The 14,423-nt window shown below is 70.5% G+C and carries 16 protein-coding genes; 5 read left to right on the forward strand and 11 right to left on the reverse strand.

Annotated features, from left to right (window positions below; all coding sequences use genetic code 11):
• Window positions 1-33: 33 nt before the first annotated feature.
• The 5 genes from BMW78_RS08145 to BMW78_RS08165 form a co-directional block, all read right to left on the reverse strand.
• On the reverse strand, window positions 34-444 hold the full coding sequence (locus BMW78_RS08145; protein WP_174238397.1) for a VOC family protein: 411 nt from the start codon (window positions 442-444) through the stop codon (window positions 34-36).
• A 5-nt stretch (window positions 445-449) separates the two neighbouring features.
• Window positions 450-899 carry a helix-turn-helix transcriptional regulator gene (locus BMW78_RS08150; protein ID WP_091758308.1) on the reverse strand — a complete coding sequence of 150 codons (450 nt, stop codon included), beginning with the start codon at window positions 897-899 and terminating at the stop codon, window positions 450-452.
• Between the two features lie 80 nt (window positions 900-979).
• Window positions 980-1,903: a cation diffusion facilitator family transporter gene (locus BMW78_RS08155; protein ID WP_091758122.1), complete on the reverse strand. Its 924-nt coding sequence runs from the start codon at window positions 1,901-1,903 to the stop codon at window positions 980-982.
• Window positions 1,904-2,023: 120 nt separating this feature from the next.
• On the reverse strand, window positions 2,024-2,959 hold the full coding sequence (locus BMW78_RS08160) for a M56 family metallopeptidase (RefSeq protein ID WP_091758124.1): 936 nt from the start codon (window positions 2,957-2,959) through the stop codon (window positions 2,024-2,026).
• Entirely contained in the window at window positions 2,956-3,363 is a 408-nt protein-coding gene (locus BMW78_RS08165) for a BlaI/MecI/CopY family transcriptional regulator (RefSeq protein WP_091758125.1), read from the reverse strand. Before BMW78_RS08165 ends, BMW78_RS08160 begins: the two co-directional genes overlap by 4 nt.
• Before the next feature lie 90 nt (window positions 3,364-3,453).
• On the opposite strand from BMW78_RS08165, the gene BMW78_RS08170 reads away from it, so the two are divergent.
• The 3 genes from BMW78_RS08170 to BMW78_RS08180 all read left to right on the forward strand — a co-directional run bounded on the left by BMW78_RS08170 (window position 3,454) and on the right by BMW78_RS08180 (window position 5,562).
• The gene (locus BMW78_RS08170; protein ID WP_091758127.1) at window positions 3,454-4,185 is read left to right on the forward strand and encodes a DedA family protein; all 732 of its coding nucleotides are present in this window, start codon (window positions 3,454-3,456) and stop codon (window positions 4,183-4,185) included.
• The gene (locus BMW78_RS08175; protein ID WP_091758129.1) at window positions 4,185-4,835 is read left to right on the forward strand and encodes a phosphatase PAP2 family protein; all 651 of its coding nucleotides are present in this window, start codon (window positions 4,185-4,187) and stop codon (window positions 4,833-4,835) included. Before BMW78_RS08170 ends, BMW78_RS08175 begins: the two co-directional genes overlap by 1 nt.
• 64 nt (window positions 4,836-4,899) lie before the next feature.
• Complete coding sequence (locus BMW78_RS08180) at window positions 4,900-5,562, forward strand: DedA family protein (protein ID WP_091758131.1); 663 nt, start codon at window positions 4,900-4,902, stop codon at window positions 5,560-5,562.
• A 6-nt stretch (window positions 5,563-5,568) separates the two neighbouring features.
• Here BMW78_RS08180 and BMW78_RS08185 read toward each other — a convergent pair whose 3' ends face one another.
• The gene (locus BMW78_RS08185; protein ID WP_091758133.1) at window positions 5,569-6,162 is read right to left on the reverse strand and encodes a GNAT family N-acetyltransferase; all 594 of its coding nucleotides are present in this window, start codon (window positions 6,160-6,162) and stop codon (window positions 5,569-5,571) included.
• An 83-nt stretch (window positions 6,163-6,245) separates the two neighbouring features.
• Window positions 6,246-7,100, reverse strand: a complete 855-nt coding sequence (locus BMW78_RS08190; RefSeq protein WP_143056185.1) for a DMT family transporter — start codon at window positions 7,098-7,100, stop codon at window positions 6,246-6,248.
• A 70-nt stretch (window positions 7,101-7,170) separates the two neighbouring features.
• Here BMW78_RS08190 and BMW78_RS08195 point away from each other — a divergent pair, with 70 nt between their 5' ends.
• Window positions 7,171-7,764 carry an MOSC domain-containing protein gene (locus BMW78_RS08195; protein ID WP_091758136.1) on the forward strand — a complete coding sequence of 198 codons (594 nt, stop codon included), beginning with the start codon at window positions 7,171-7,173 and terminating at the stop codon, window positions 7,762-7,764.
• A 42-nt stretch (window positions 7,765-7,806) separates the two neighbouring features.
• On the opposite strand, the gene BMW78_RS08200 is transcribed toward BMW78_RS08195, so the two are convergent.
• Both BMW78_RS08200 and BMW78_RS08205 read right to left on the reverse strand, forming a co-directional pair.
• On the reverse strand, window positions 7,807-8,940 hold the full coding sequence (locus BMW78_RS08200; protein WP_177180308.1) for a glycosyltransferase: 1,134 nt from the start codon (window positions 8,938-8,940) through the stop codon (window positions 7,807-7,809).
• A gap of 798 nt (window positions 8,941-9,738) precedes the next feature.
• Window positions 9,739-11,148: an aminotransferase-like domain-containing protein gene (locus BMW78_RS08205; protein WP_091758140.1), complete on the reverse strand. Its 1,410-nt coding sequence runs from the start codon at window positions 11,146-11,148 to the stop codon at window positions 9,739-9,741.
• On the opposite strand from BMW78_RS08205, the gene BMW78_RS08210 reads away from it, so the two are divergent.
• Window positions 11,147-12,094, forward strand: coding sequence for a DMT family transporter (locus BMW78_RS08210; protein ID WP_091758151.1), 948 nt, complete (start codon window positions 11,147-11,149; stop codon window positions 12,092-12,094). The genes BMW78_RS08205 and BMW78_RS08210 overlap by 2 nt on opposite strands.
• Window positions 12,095-12,143: 49 nt before the next feature.
• Here BMW78_RS08210 and BMW78_RS08215 read toward each other — a convergent pair whose 3' ends face one another.
• Together BMW78_RS08215 and BMW78_RS20430 are read right to left on the reverse strand one after the other, a co-directional pair.
• Window positions 12,144-12,581: a hypothetical protein gene (locus BMW78_RS08215; protein WP_091758153.1), complete on the reverse strand. Its 438-nt coding sequence runs from the start codon at window positions 12,579-12,581 to the stop codon at window positions 12,144-12,146.
• Between the two features lie 1,262 nt (window positions 12,582-13,843).
• On the reverse strand, window positions 13,844-14,341 hold the full coding sequence (locus BMW78_RS20430; protein ID WP_143056186.1) for a hypothetical protein: 498 nt from the start codon (window positions 14,339-14,341) through the stop codon (window positions 13,844-13,846).
• Window positions 14,342-14,423 lie beyond the last annotated feature (82 nt).

Here is a 14,423-nt window from a genome sequence, read left to right on the forward strand (position 1 = left end):
AGGGCTGTGGTGCGGTGCGGGTATGCCGCCGGCTCACCGGCGCTCGTTGATGCGGACGTGGTTCCCGGCGGGGTCGCGGAAGGCGCAGTCGCGGACGCCGTAGGGCTGGTCGGTCGGCTCCTGCACCACCTCGGCACCCGTGGCCTGGATCCGGTCGAAGGTGGCGTCGATGTCGGGAGTGGCCAGGATGACGGTGGCGTAGGTGCCCTTGGCCATCATCTCGGCGATGGTGCGGCGCTCGTCCTCGGTGATGCCCGGGTCGGCGCCCGGCGGGTGCAGGACGATCGAGGTCTGCGGTTGGCCGGCGGGCCCGACGGTGATCCACCGCATGGTGCCGCGGCCCACGTCGCCGCGGACCTCGAAGCCGAGCGCGTCGCGGTAGAAGGCGAGCGAGGCGTCCGGGTCGGTGTGCGGGAGGAATGAGGAGTGGATGCTGAGTTCCATGGCCGTCACGCTAGCTGCGGCTGGACCGGCTTCGCTTCTCGATTCCTGACCGGTCGCGTCACCTTCTTCGCGACGCAGGCAGGCAGTCCGGCGGTCGCCTGGGTGGCCTCACGGCGATAGGCGCTCGGCGGCATACCCACGAGCTCGGTGAAGCGGGTGCTGAAGGTGCCGAGCGACTGGCAGCCGACCGCGAAGCACACCTCGGTGACGCTGAGGTCGCCGCGGCGCAGCAGCGCCATGGCGCGTTCGATGCGGCGGGTCATGAGGTAGCCGTAGGGCGACTCGCCGTAGGCGAGGCGGAACTCCCGGCTGAGGTGGCCCGCCGACATGTGCACACCCCGGGCGAGCGCCTCGACGTTGAGCGGCTGTGCGTACTCGCGGTCGATGCGGTCGCGCACCCGGCGCAGGAGCGCGAGGTCGCGCAGGCGCTGCTCCTCGGCGGGCGTGCTGGTCACGTTCGTGATCGTGCCACGCCGCACCGACGGTTGCCCAGAGATCCCACCGGAGTGGGTCGGCCCCTCGTGCGCTCCATCAGTCACAGCGTTCGTTCGGGACAGTGCTGACCGCTTGGCTCCACGTGCGTCTGGATGTAGGTGTCCTGGAGCCTCGTGCTCACCTCCGACTCCAGGTCGAGCGTCAACGCGTGGCTCCGCTCGACGGTCCACTCCGCAGGCACCACGAGGTGGACGGACACGAGGTGGATGCGGCCCATCGCGCGCGTCGTGAGGGCATGGACGCTGATGCCGCGACGCCGGGCGAAGTCGTCCAGGACGCGCTCGACGTCCGCCCGCGCGGCGTCAGGGATCGCCTTGTCCATCAAGCCGGCGATGGCCTGCTTGAGCAGGCCGAGGCCGCTGACGACGATGTTCGCCCCGACGAGGAGGGCGACCACGGGGTCGACCCGCAGGTTGCCGGTCAGGACGACGAGGCCCACCCCCACGATCACGCCCACCGAGGTCCACACGTCGGTCATCAGGTGCTTGCCGTCCGCGGTCAGGGCCAGGGAGCGGTTCCGACGCCCGGCGCGGGTCAACGTCAGCGCGACCGCACCGTTGACCACGCCGGCAACCGCGGAGACCAGCAACCCCGCGCCGACGTTCTCCAGCGGTTCCGGCTGGAGCAGCCGCAGGACGGCGGTGAGCATGATGGCGACGGCGGCGACGAAGATCATGACCGCCTCGACGGAGGCCGAGAGGTACTCCGCCTTCCCGTGGCCGAAGTTGTGGCCCGCGTCCGGTGGCCGGGCCGCGATGCGCAGGGCGAGGAGCGCGACCAGGGCGGCGACGAGGTTGACGACGGACTCCGCCGCGTCGGAGAGGAGGCCCACCGATCCGGTCAGCCACGCGGCCGTGGCCTTGAGGGCCAGCGTCGTCAGGGCGGCAGCGACGGACAGCCAGGCGAACCGGGTCAGGTCCGCCGGCCCGGACCGTCCCGGCTGGCTGCCCGACCTCGACGTCACGGCCGCTCCCTGGACGCTCGCTGCTGGTCCAGCATGGCCCCCGGTCGGCCGGCCCGGCAGTGTCGATGGTCCTGTGGCAGGCCTGCGTGGTCAGGACGTCACTTCGGTGCGGTCAGGACCTCAGCTGGTGTGGTGGAGCAGGTGCCGGGCGAGCTCGAACTGGTGCTCCGTGTCGTGGGCAGTCAGGCCGGCCGCGGCGGCCGCGCACAGGACCAGGACGGTCGTCGACAGCACGAGCGCCCGACGCGGTCGAGGGGCGGGCCGCAGGAGGGCCTGGGTGCGGACGACCACGCTGTTGGTGACCGCTGCCAGCGCGGAGGCCGGGCGTGACCCCGGCGCGGCGGTGGAGGAGCGGTGCCGGAGAAGGCTGGCGCGGGCCAGGGCGCGGGCTGCCAGTGGTCGGTCGCCGACGTCCGCGGCGGCGTCCTCGTCCGCCCAGCGCTCGACGGCCACCTGCACCGCGTCGGTGACCTGCCGCAGGGCGGGGTTCGCGGCCGCCGCCAGCTGGGTCAGCTGGACGTAGACGTGGTGGCGGTGGCGCAGGTGCGACGCCTCGTGGGCCAGCAGGACGCGCCTCTCGTCGGCCGGCAGGCCGCTGAGCATGGCCCTGGAGACCACGATGCGCCCGCTAAGCCCCTGCACGGCATACGCGTCGGGAACGGAGTCGTCGGTGACCACGAGGCCGTCGGCGCCGGGACCCAGCCGTCGGCACGTCGCCTCCGCCGCGCACAGGTGGCGTACCGCGACGATGGCGTGGCGGACCGCGCGACCGATCAGCGCGAGCACCAGCGCACCTGCGGCGGCGCCCAGCACCTGCGGGATGTGGCTCTGCTGCAACGCGGTCCTCGACCACTGGCCCAAAGCAGCCACGAAGGGGACCTGGCTGAGGGCGACGAACCCCGCGACGCCCAGGACGAACCCGGTGGCGAGCGCGGTCACCAGCGCGGAGGCGGTGAGCAGGCGTGCGGCGGTCGCGGGCGGCAGCCGTCGCTCGAGCGGACCGGCCACGAGGCCGAGGGCCAGGCTGACGAGTACCGGCACCAGCAGCAGCGTCATGGCGAGCCTGCCTCGCCGCCGGAGACAGGGAGCTCGGTCTCGGGAGCGAGCAGGGCGAGGAGGATCTGCTCGTCCTCGTCCGAGAGGTCGGCCACGAAGCGGGCCAGGACCCCGGCACGGTCGGGGCGCGACTCGAGCACCTTGCGCATGCGGTGCGCCGCGAGCGAGGCGTCGACCTCCGCCGGGTCACCGGACAGCGAGTAGCGGTAGGCGCGTCCGTCCAGCTGCCGGGTGAGGACCCCCTTGGACTCCAGGCGCGCCAACGTGGTCATCACCGTCGTGTAGGCGAGCGCACCCCCGAGGTCCCGCAGCACGTCGTTCGCCGACACCGGGGCGGGGGCGGCAGCGACGGCGGCCAGCACCTCGCGCTCGAGCTCACCACGGCCCCGGGCGGACGTCGACATGCCACACTCCCCACTTCTACTATCATGATCGTAGTACGACAGAACCGGTCGCAGACCATCATGCCTCACGGCCAGACGAGAAAGGCCGCCATGACCGCGACAGCCGTGGCCCAGTCCGCCCTCAACGTGCTCGACCCGAACAGCCTGCTCTCCCACTTCGGTGCGCTGGGGGTGTTCCTCGTGCTGTTCGCGGAGACCGGCCTCCTCATCGGGTTCTTCCTGCCGGGGGACTCCCTGCTCTTCACCGCCGGCCTGCTGTGCGCGACGAGCGCGACGTCGGCCGTGCACCTGTCCCTGGTCGCGGTCCTGCCTGCTGCCGTGGCCGGCGCGCTCCTCGGGGCGCAGGCCGGCTACCTCATCGGGGCGCGCGTGGGGCCACGCCTGCTCGACCGTCCCGACCGGCCGCGCCTGCAACAGGCCGTCACACGGTCGCGCGGGGCCCTGCACCGGTACGGACCGGCGAAGGCCGTCGTCCTGGCCCGCTTCATCCCGCTGGTCCGAACCGTGCTGAACCCCTTGGCAGGCACCATCGCACTGCCGGTGGCGACGTTCACCCTCTGGCAGGTCGTCGGCGGGGTGCTCTGGACGGTCGGTGTGACCCTGGCGGGCTACCTGCTCGGCTCGTCCGTGCCCAACGTCGACCGCTACCTGCTGCCGATCATCGCCGTCGTGGTCGCCCTGTCGCTGATCCCGGTGGCGCTGGAGGTGCGGCGCTCGCGCTCCGGCCGAGACCCCCGTCAGTCCGGTCGCGACCCCCGTCATGGGCGGGACGCAGGACACGACGTCGCCGTCCGCCCCACTCCCGAACAGGACGCCACCTGATGAACACCGCCCACCGCCTCGACGACCAGCTCCTCCTCGCCGCCAACGGCTTCGCCCGCGACACCCCCGGCCTCCACGGCATCCTCCTGGACTACGGCAAGTACGGGTTGGTGGTGTTCGCGGCCCTGCTGCTCGCCGGTCTGGTCGCCGCCCGCGGCCGCACGTCCACGGCGCTGGCGGCCACCGGCTGGGCGGCCGTCGCGACCCTCCTCGCGCTGGCGGTCAACCAGCCGCTCGGGCACCTGGTGGCGGAGGCGCGGCCCTACGTCACGCACCCGACGATCCTCAGGCTGGCCGACCGCACGGCCGACTTCTCCTTCCCGTCCGACCATGCGGTCATGGCGGGCGCCGTCGCCGCGGGCCTGACGATCGCGCACCGGCGCCTCGGCGCGCTCGCGTGGGTGGCCGCCGTGCTCATGGCCTTCACCCGGGTCTACATCGGCGCCCACTACCCGTGGGACGTCGCTGCGGGACTCGTGCTCGGCTCCCTGGTCGCCCTTCTCGGATGGCTGGTGCTCCGCCGCCCCCTCGTGTGGCTCACGGCCCGGTTGCGCGAGCAGCCCGGGATCCGCAGCCTCTTCGGCGCGCCGCACGCTGAGACGTCAGCCCCGGCGGGCCCGCTGGGCGGCTCGGTGGCTGCGGGGTCATGAACCGAGTCGTCAGCGACCACAACGGGACCCAAGCATCCACGGGCCCAAGGGGCGGGGTCGCCTCGTGAGCTCGATCGTCGACTCCATCCTGGGCGCCTCGCCCTGGATCGTCCTGGGGCTGGTCGCACTGGTCGTCTTCGCCGAGGACGCCCTGTTCGTCGGCTTCGTGCTGCCCGGTGAGACCGCCGCGCTGCTCGGTGGCGTCGCCGCCCATCGCGGACACGTACCCCTCGTGGCGGTCATGGCTGTCGTCGTGGTGGCCGCCATCGTCGGTGACACCGTGGGCTACGAGGTGGGCAAGCGCCTCGGCCCACGGCTGCTGGGCCTGCGCATCTTCGACAAGCGCCGTGACCGCTTGGACGGCGCGCAGAACTTCTTGGCGCGCCGGGGCGGTTCGGCCGTCCTGCTGGGCCGCTGGGTCGCGTTCTTTCGGGCCGTGATGCCCGCCCTGGCGGGCGCTTCCCGTATGCCGTACCGCACCTTCCTGACGTGGAACGCCACCGGAGGGCTCCTGTGGGGCACCGCCGTGGTGCTCGCGGGGTACCTCGCCGGAGCCTCGTACGCGCGGGTGGAGCAGGCCATCGGCCGCGACGGCGCCCTCGTTGCTCTCGCCATCGCCCTCCTCGGGCTGCTCGTCTGGCGCATCCGGCGGCATCGCAGAGGTGGGGGAGGCGCTGACGACGGCACCGGCAAGGACGCCCAACCCCATGAGAGGGCTCACTCCTGAGGGACCTCAGGGCCCGACGCGTCGCTGCACCACCCAGCGCCACTTGGCGATCTGCCGGTCGCGCGTGAACCCGAACTCTGCGAACAGGCTCTCCGGCCCGGTGTGCAGGTAGGCGCCCTGCTGGGGGGCCCGGCCATCGACCTGCTCGGGATAGGCCTCGACCAGCCCTCCGCCGGCATCCTCGATCGCGGCCAGGGCTCCGGCCACGGCGGCCCGGGCAACCCCTTCACGTCGGTGACCCTTGCCGGTGAAGATGCAGCCGATCCGCCAGTCCGGCGGCTCGGTGAGACCTCGTGCGCAGGCGGCGGGATTCTTGATGTTCGGCAGCTCCGCCGGGGGTCCGTACTGGCACCATCCGACGCACTGGTCGCCCTGGTAGATCAGGACCTGATGCACCGTCCTGGCGCGCACGTGCGCCTTCTTGGCCTCACGGTTCCCAGCAGCCGTGTGGCCTCGGCCCACGCCCTCGGGATGGAAGCCCATGCACCAGCAGCCGCCCCAGACACCGTTGTTCGCCTCGACGAGGCGGGCGAAGTCGTCCCAGGTGTCCTCACTGAGCGCACGGGTCGCGTAGAGAGGTCCCGTTGCCTTGTCGGTCATGGAGCCATGTTCCTCGTTCTGCTCGACGAGGCACACGATGTGGGCGATGTGTCACTCGGCTATGCGGTCACTCGGCTGTGCGGTCACTCGCTGGAGAGCCCGCGGGCGAGCTGGGCCGTGCCGAGCGCCACCACCGCGACACAGAGCAGGTATGCCGCGAGATGCCCGGGGGAGAGGGGCAGCTGCTCGTGCAGCAGTGCCGCCCCGAGCACCACGGCCACCACCGGGGCGGTCGCCTCGTTGGCGGGGAAGCTCGCGGCCAGGGAACCCACCTGGAAGGAGACCTGGGTCAGGACCAGCGCGCCCGCGCCGGCCAGGAGCAGGCACACGAAGGGGACCCACCCGTCGGGTTGGGTGAGCCCCGTCGGGCCGGAGCGCTGCCAGGACGTGGCCACGGCGTCGAGCAGCACGCCGACGAGGCCGAACCAGGCACCGGCCACCGCCCCGTAGACCGCAGCCCGGACCGTCGAGGACGCCGTGCGCACTGCGAGGAGCAGGACGGCGCCGATCGCTGCGGCGCCCGCCGTGGCCCAGGCCGCGTGGGCGGCCGGAAGGGGCGAGGCCTCGCCCGGGTTCCCCACCAGGCCGAAGAAGACCGCGAGGGCGCCGAGGATGCCAACGCAGGCGGCATAGTCCCGCCAGGTCGGGGCGGGCCCACCGAGCACACGCCCCACCGGCAGGGCGACCGGGACGGCCAGGACGAGCAGCGGTTGGACCAGCAGGACCGGTCCGGTCGCCAGGGCCACGACCTGCAGGACCAGCCCGACGGTGTCGCCGCCGACCGACGCAAGCCATCGAGGATCGCGGGCCAGGCGCAGAACGCCGCGGGCATCGGCTCGGCCCGTGCCGCGGTGCGCCGCTCGGTGCTGCACCGCGGTGGCGGTGCCGTACGCGACGGCGGACATCACCGCACAGGGCAGTGCGACAGCCAGGGACACACACCGACGCTATCCCGGGGCTGAGGGAGGGCGCTGTCCGCCGCTCCGGACGACACGAGAGGATGCGCGTGTGCCCACACCCCGCGTCGTTGCCGTGAGTCGTGACGCGACCCACCGGTTCAGCAAAGTGCCGGCCGAGTCCATCACTCTCGTGGCCGGTCTCGGTGTACTCGGCGATGCCCATGCCGGCACCTTGGTCCAGCACCGGTCGCGCGTGCATCGCGACCCGAACCAGCCCAACCTGCGCCAGGTGCATCTGATCCATGCCGAGGTCTTCGACGACGCCCGGACCATGGGCTACGAGCTCGGGCCGGGGGACCTCGGGGAGAACGTCCTCACCGCAGACCTCGACCTGCTCGGGTTGCCCACTGGAACCCTGCTCGACCTCGGCGGTCCCGTCGTGCGGCTGACCGGCCTGCGCAACCCCTGCGCCCAGATCAACGCCTTTCGCCCCGGGCTGCTCAAGGTGGTGCTGTCCCGCGCGGACGGGACGCCGACCGACGTGCCGGCCCCGTCGACCGCCTCGCCGGAGTCCGCTACCGCACCCGTCATCCGCAAGGCCGGTGTGATGGCCGTCGTCGAACGCGGCGGCGAGGTCGCCCCGGGTCAGCCGATCACGGTGACCCTTCCCGCACCACCGCACACGCCCCTCGCCCCGGTCTGACCAGACGGTCGTCAGCGGCGGTGCTCGAGGGAGCTGCGCCGGCTACGCGGTCAGGTCGGCAATGACACGCTCGGCGTGCGGCATCGCCTCGATCGCGTTGCGCAACCGTGCTGCGGCCTCTCGGAAGGTTGGTTCATGGACAACCGTGTGCAGTGCAGTCGCGACGGTGGCGGTGGTCGTCTCGTCCGGTTGCAGGGCGAGGGCCGCGCCGGTGGCGACGAGGCTTGCCGCGTTGAGCGGCTGGTCGGTGCTCTGGGGCAGACACAGCTGGGGCAGGCCGTAGCAGAGCGCGCCGAGCATCGTTCCTGCACCCACGTGCGAGACCACTGCCGAGCAGTGGGGCAGTACATCTGCCTGCGGCACGTAGGCATACGAGATGGCAGACGCTGAGAGTGGGCCGATCCCGGCCGGGTCGAAGCCCGGGCCGGTGCTCACCACGATGTTCACGTCGAGTTGGTCAGCGGCATCGAGCACGGCTCGAAACACCTGTGGTGTCTGGTTCATGACGGTGCCGAGCGTGAAGTAGACCGTCTGTGGATGCGGCAGGGCGGCGATCGCCCCAGCGACGGAACCATCAGCAGACTCGCCGGCCGATGGGCGCAAGGGGCGGACGTCGCGCCAGGCCATTCCGTCGCGCGTTCTCATCACGGGCGGACAGATGTCCAGGTACGGCGCTGCGAGGACCGATTCGGTCGGATCCACACCGAAGGTCTCGGCCAGGGCCGACCCGATGACGGCGATCATGTCGTCGTTCTCCGCGAGCATCGGACCGTAGCCGTGGGTCACGTGGGGCGTGCCGGCTTTGACGGCTACCGCCGCTGCTCCCAGCTCGAGGGGGTCGTGCACCACCAGATCAGGCTTCCAGGTGGACCAGAACAAGGTCAGGTCACGGGCGCGCAGGGCGCCGGCGGCCCCGAAGAGGTACTTGGCCGCGAACACGCTCTGCTCCGACTCCGGCAACCGGCTGATCATGGCGTTGTCGGGAAGGCTCGCATAGGACTCGGCCGCCGTCGGCCCCGCGGCCGCGGCCGCCACCCCGAGACTCGACGCGTGGGGCACCAGGTCCGGTCCGGTGGTGATGACCACCTCGTGGCCGGCCCGCTGTGCCGCACGAACCAGCGGCACCATGGGCAGCAGGTGCCCGTACCCCGGCCACGCGCTGAAGAGGATCTTCATCCGGCCCATCCCCGTCCATTGGCCCCTCGAGAACACAGCCTTCGCCGAGGAACCCGCTTCCGCAAGGGGCCGCCTCCAGCGCTCACAGGCGTGAGCCCGACATTTCGCTCTGGCTCGCTCTGGCTCGCCTGGCGTTCAGCTGGGGTGTCGAGTGACAGCGCCCCCTGTGGCGTCGTCATGAGCGCGCCGTCGGGCTGCGAGCGTCGAGACGTCGCCGGAGGACGGCCGGCCCACCCGCCTGAGCCGCCTTCGCTCGGACAGCCAGGCAAGAGTCCCCAGGACGAGCAGCACGATCCCCACGACCACCCAAGGATTCATCGCCACCTCCATCGATACGTCGGAGTATCCGGGGTCGGACCAGTTCCTGTGGTGCGATTCCCTCAAGCGGCCAGCAGGAGCATCACGCAGGTCTGCGCAGTGACGTGAACGGTGAGCCGCGGGGTGGTGACCGGCTGCGATGCCGGTACGGAAGCCCGCTCCACGGGTTTGAAGGAGCGACCGATCGGAGAGGCGACGGCTGGGGCCTGCGGGAGCCAGGTAGGCACCTGCCCCTGCCCTCCTCAGCGGAGTAGAAGGCGATGAGCAGCTGAGTCGATAGCAGCGCCTTGGCTCGGGGCCGGGCTGCTCATGTGGGCTTGCGTGACGCGGGGTGCGGTGGGGTGCGCGAGGAGGGCGCGCTGGCGCTAGCAGCGCGGGGCCCCATCGCGGGGTCCCGCGTCGTGGCGAAGCCGCGCTAGAGCCAGTGCAGAAAGTACGCACCGACCAAGTGACCGATGCTGCGGTCGATCCCAGTCGACCTCAGGTATGGGCTTTGAGCGTGTCGTTGAGAATATGGCCGGCCTCGGAGAATCGTGCGGGGTCCTCGGCGGAGAAGTTGAGCCGGATGAACGGGCCCGAGGGTTCTGCGGGGAACCATTCGGTGCCTGGGGCGATGAGGAGACCGCGTGACTCACTGTCGCGGACGAACTGCCCCACGTCGGTGCCGTCGGGCAGGCGCGCCCACAGGTTGAGGCCGCCTCGGGGGACCTGTTGGACGTGAAGGTCTGGGGCGCAGGTTCTGAGCGACTCGAGAAGCTGGTCTCGGCGGGTCTTGAGCTGTTGGCGCATGCCGCGCAGGTGTGTGGTCCAGCCGGGTTGGGTGACCACGTCGAGGGCTGCGGCTTGGAGGAGACCACTGACGTACATGCTCTCTGCTGCGCGGTCGGCGAGGATGCGGTCGCGCGCTGGGCCGCGTGCGATGACGGCGGCTACGCGAAGGGCTGGCGAGACGCTCTTGGTCAGGGATCGCAGGTAGATGACGTGCCCGTCGTGGTCGTAGCCGACCAGGGGCCCGGGATCGGCGTCGATGCCAAGGTCGTGGGCCCAGTCGTCCTCGATGAGGAAGGCGCCGTGCCGGCGGACGATGTCGAGTACCGCTTGGCCGGTGTCGGGTGACCACTGCGAACCGGTGGGGTTCGCGAAGGTCGGCTGGGCGTAGAACGCGCGGGCACCCGTCGCCGCGAACGCGCGGTCGACCTCGTCCGGGTCGGGACCTTGGGAGCTGGTGGGGACCGGCACGAGGACGACGCCGGTCTGCTCGGCGGCGAGGATGGCACCCCAGTAGGTCGGTGACTCGATGAGGAGGGGCTGGCCGGGTCCGATCAGGGCTCGGAAGATGGAGCTCAGCCCGCTCTGGCTGCCGGCGACGATGAGGGCGTCGCGCGCGGCGGGCGGGTTCACTCCGACAGGGGCGGTGGCGGCGACTTGGCTGGCGAACCATGTCTGGAGCTCGGGGAGGCCTGCAGCAGGGGAGCGGGTCAGCGCAGCCTCCGTGCGTGCTGCCCGCGTCAGAGCGGCACGCACCAGCCGTTCTGGCAGTAGGTCGCGGGCCGGGTAGCCGGAATGCAGCCGGATGGCGTCCGGAGCGGAAGCGCGCTGGGTGGCGGACAGGCCGGTCGGCCGAGACCGCCGGGATCCGAGGGCTGCGGTCTGCCAGCCGAAGTCTGCTGCGCGGTGAGGGCGCACGGCTCGCACGAACGTGCCGACCCCGGGACGGCTGTCCACCAGCCCCAAGGCGGTCAGCTGTCGCATCGCCTTCTGCACCGTGACCGGGCTGGCGCCGTGCTGAGCCATCAGGGTGCGGTTCGACGGAAGCTGGGCCCCGGGCGGCGCTGACGCAACCCAGTCACGCAGCGCATCAACGATGCGGCTTGCGCTATCGTTGTTCATGACACAGCAGAGTAGCGTTATCGCAGCGCCATCACCAGTGCTATCGAGCCACCCGGCGCAGTCGGGTCTGGGCTGGGGTCTGCTCGGCATCACGGCCTTCTCGTTCACGGTGCCGTTCACCCGGCTGGCCGCTCACGATGGCCTGTCCGCGCTGTTCATTGGCTCAGGTCGTGCAGTGGTCGCTGCCGCCCTCGCCGCCGTGGCGCTGCTGACGACCCGTCAGGCCCGGCCCACCATGGTCCAGTGGTGGCGTCTGGCCGTCGTCGCCGCCGGTGTGGTGGTCGGGTTTCCGCTGCTGACGTCCTACGCGTTGACTACGGCCCCGGCGAGCCACGGCGCGGTCGTCATCGGGCTCCTACCCGCGGCCACGGCTGCAATGGCGGTCCTGCGTGGCAAGGAGCGGGTGCCGGCGTCGTTCTGGGTGATCGCCGCGCTGGGAGCAGCGGCGGTGTTGGCCTTCGCGGCTCTACAGAACGGTGGGCTGGGGTCGTTGCACTGGGCGGACTTCCTGCTTTTCGGCGCCGTGCTCGCGGCCGCCATCGGGTACGCCGAGGGCGGCCTGTTGGCGCGTGAGCTCGGCGCCTGGCAGACCGTGTCGTGGGGGTTGGTGCTGTCCGCGCCGCTGATGATCGCCCTCACCGTGGTCTCCGTCGTCGTTGAGACCCCATCCGGGACGCCGCTGCAGTGGCTCGCCTTCGCGTACCTGTGTGTCGTATCGATGTACGTGGGTTTCTTCGCCTGGTACCGCGGCCTTGCCATCGGACCGATGGCGCAGGTGAGCCAGGTGCAGCTGGTGCAGCCGGTCCTGAGCATCCTCTGGGCGGCCCTGATCTTGCGTGAGCACCTGACCTGGCCGACCGTCCTGGGTGGTCTGGTCGTGATCGCCTGTGCCCGATTCGCGGTCCGGGCCCGTCTGGGAAGGAGTGCTCACGCGAAGCGCCGTTGATGCGGCCCGGAGGCGGGCGGAGAGTGGAGCGCAGCATCGGCGCCGGAGGTCAGATGCGCTCGAAGAGGTGCACGGTCGGGCTGTAGTCGATCTTCCAGTCGCTGTAGCAGCCGAGGACGCCGTCGCGGGTGCATCGAAGGCCCAGGTAGACCCATCGGATCTCGCCATCGTCGCGCAGCGCGAAGCCTGCTGCGGCGTTGAACGTCTCCCCGCCACACGGGCAGGCGGCGTCCTCGAGCTCGGCTTCGTCGATGGTGTCCTGCGAGTCGAAGATGAGAGACCTTACGCCGCAGCTCGTGCAGGTGCGTTCCGCGCAGCCTTGCTCGTCGTCAACTCGCACGGTGAAGGTGTCTGCCCCGCAATTGGCGCATTTGATCTGGATGACTCGCTCAGTTGGGTACTCCACGGCGCTGTATGCGGCCAAGTACTCCTGGATGTCGGCGGCCTCGGTGCCGGTCCACCACATGCGGGAGCGATTGATGGTCACGAGGCGAGGCTAGCGGTGGCCTGATCCTCGGAGAGCCGGAACGCAGCGCTACCGGAATGGCTCGGGTGACGCTGCCTTGCTGATGCCTGGGGTGCGATGGGGTGCGCGCAGGCGCCAGCAGGAGGCCGCAATGACGCCTCGTAGGCCGCTGACCTGCGGGAACGTGTGGTGGGGCAGGTCGGGCTTGAACCGACGACCGACGGATTATGAGGCGTCCCAAAGCCGCGGGTCAGGGGCCATCTTCGCGCGATTCGTGCTCAGTTGGTGGTCGTTGGTTGACCCCCGAAACGGGCCATTCTCAAGCTGGTGTGCCACCCAGGTGCCACACGAGAATCGGCCTTCGAGGGCCCCGAGATGGTGTCTGTCGCGGGCCCAAGGCGCCGGTTGTGCGGTGTCGCGACCAGCGGGCCGGGGCTCGCCGGTCGCCGGGAGCTTGCTGGTGACAATGCGGGTCTGCGCAGTGACCTCGAACTCGAGTGGCTGGGAGGTGACCGGCTGCGATGCCGGTACGGAGGCCCAGCGCACGGGTCCGAAGAGGCGGACGATCGAAGGGGTGACGGCTGGGGCATACGGCAGTCAGGCACGCGCCGGCCCCTGCCGCCATCAGCGCAGTAGTCGGTACTGACTACCCGAGCTTGAGCGGTGCCCTGGAACTGGTCCGGGGCACCGCTCTTCGCAGTCGGCGTGGGGTGCGGTGGGGTGCGCGAGGACGGCGCGCCAGCGCCGCCCGCAGCGCGGGGCCCCATCGCGGGGTCCCACGCCGCCGCGGCGGAGCCGCAGCCTTGAGCCAGTGAAGAAAGTCCTCACCGATCCAGCGATAGAGCTCGAAGCGGTGGCCAAGGCCCCGTGGCAGACGCGGGACGCATCATGGCAAAGGGGTGGCGTTCAGTGTCGTGGCCGAGGACGAAATCGATGCCTCGGTAAGAAACCGCATCCACCGAGATCGATTGTCCATCTACGAGCGCCGTTGAAGATGTGAAGTCACCAGGCGACAAGTCCGAGCTGACCCTCTCCAGCTCGGACGGACGAAGTCGGGCCCATTCCAGGCACCGCTCATCGGCTAGGCACTTCTGCACAGTGCCTAGGTGCGTCAGATACACCCATGTGGCCTCATCGGCTGATGAAGGTCGAGGCTGTGTGACGTCGGTGAAGATGCCAACAGGGCCCTCTGCAAGAACGGACCACTGCACTTGCATGACTTCGCTGAAATCGCTGCGTCCGTCCCCGGCCGCCAAGGCGTACGTGATGACCATGGCGTCAGGCTAGATGGGCTCGTTGTGAACCTTGCATTCCGACGACAACCCGGCAGGCACCATCGCAGTCCAGGATGCCGTGGAAGCTGCAGGTGGTGAGGCTGTCCAAGTGCCGTACACGTGAACGACCTTGGAAGCACCGTTATTCTCAGCTGCACCACCTGGACCGCTCGCGTAAGCCACGAGTTTGTAATAGCCCTCGCTGCAGACACCGCCGCGGGTGGCTGTGCTGCAGGACGTGCTGCTAGCGCAGCTATGAGAGTCGCTGTCGTAGATCGCCCAAGGGCCCGTCGCGCTTGGACCGTCATAGATCGTGTAGCTGACGGTGATCGCTCCGCGATACCAGCCGGCCGCGACGGCGTGGTAGGAGAACTGCCCGCTACCGGCGGTGGTGTTGATGATCGGTGAGACCGAACCGGGTTGAACCGCCCATGCTGGTGTTGCGGCGAAGATGGCCGCTGTGATCGCAGCAACGAAGGCAACAATGATGTGGTGACGCTTGTGCATTAGTTCCCCCTGAACCGAATCAGTGCCAACCCCCACATCTGGCCCGCAAACCCTCCTCCTTCCCGTGTGGTGCCCGGTATCG

The sequence above is a fragment of the Pedococcus cremeus genome (genome assembly GCF_900111375.1).
Taxonomy (GTDB): Bacteria; Actinomycetota; Actinomycetes; order Actinomycetales; family Dermatophilaceae; genus Pedococcus_A; species Pedococcus_A cremeus.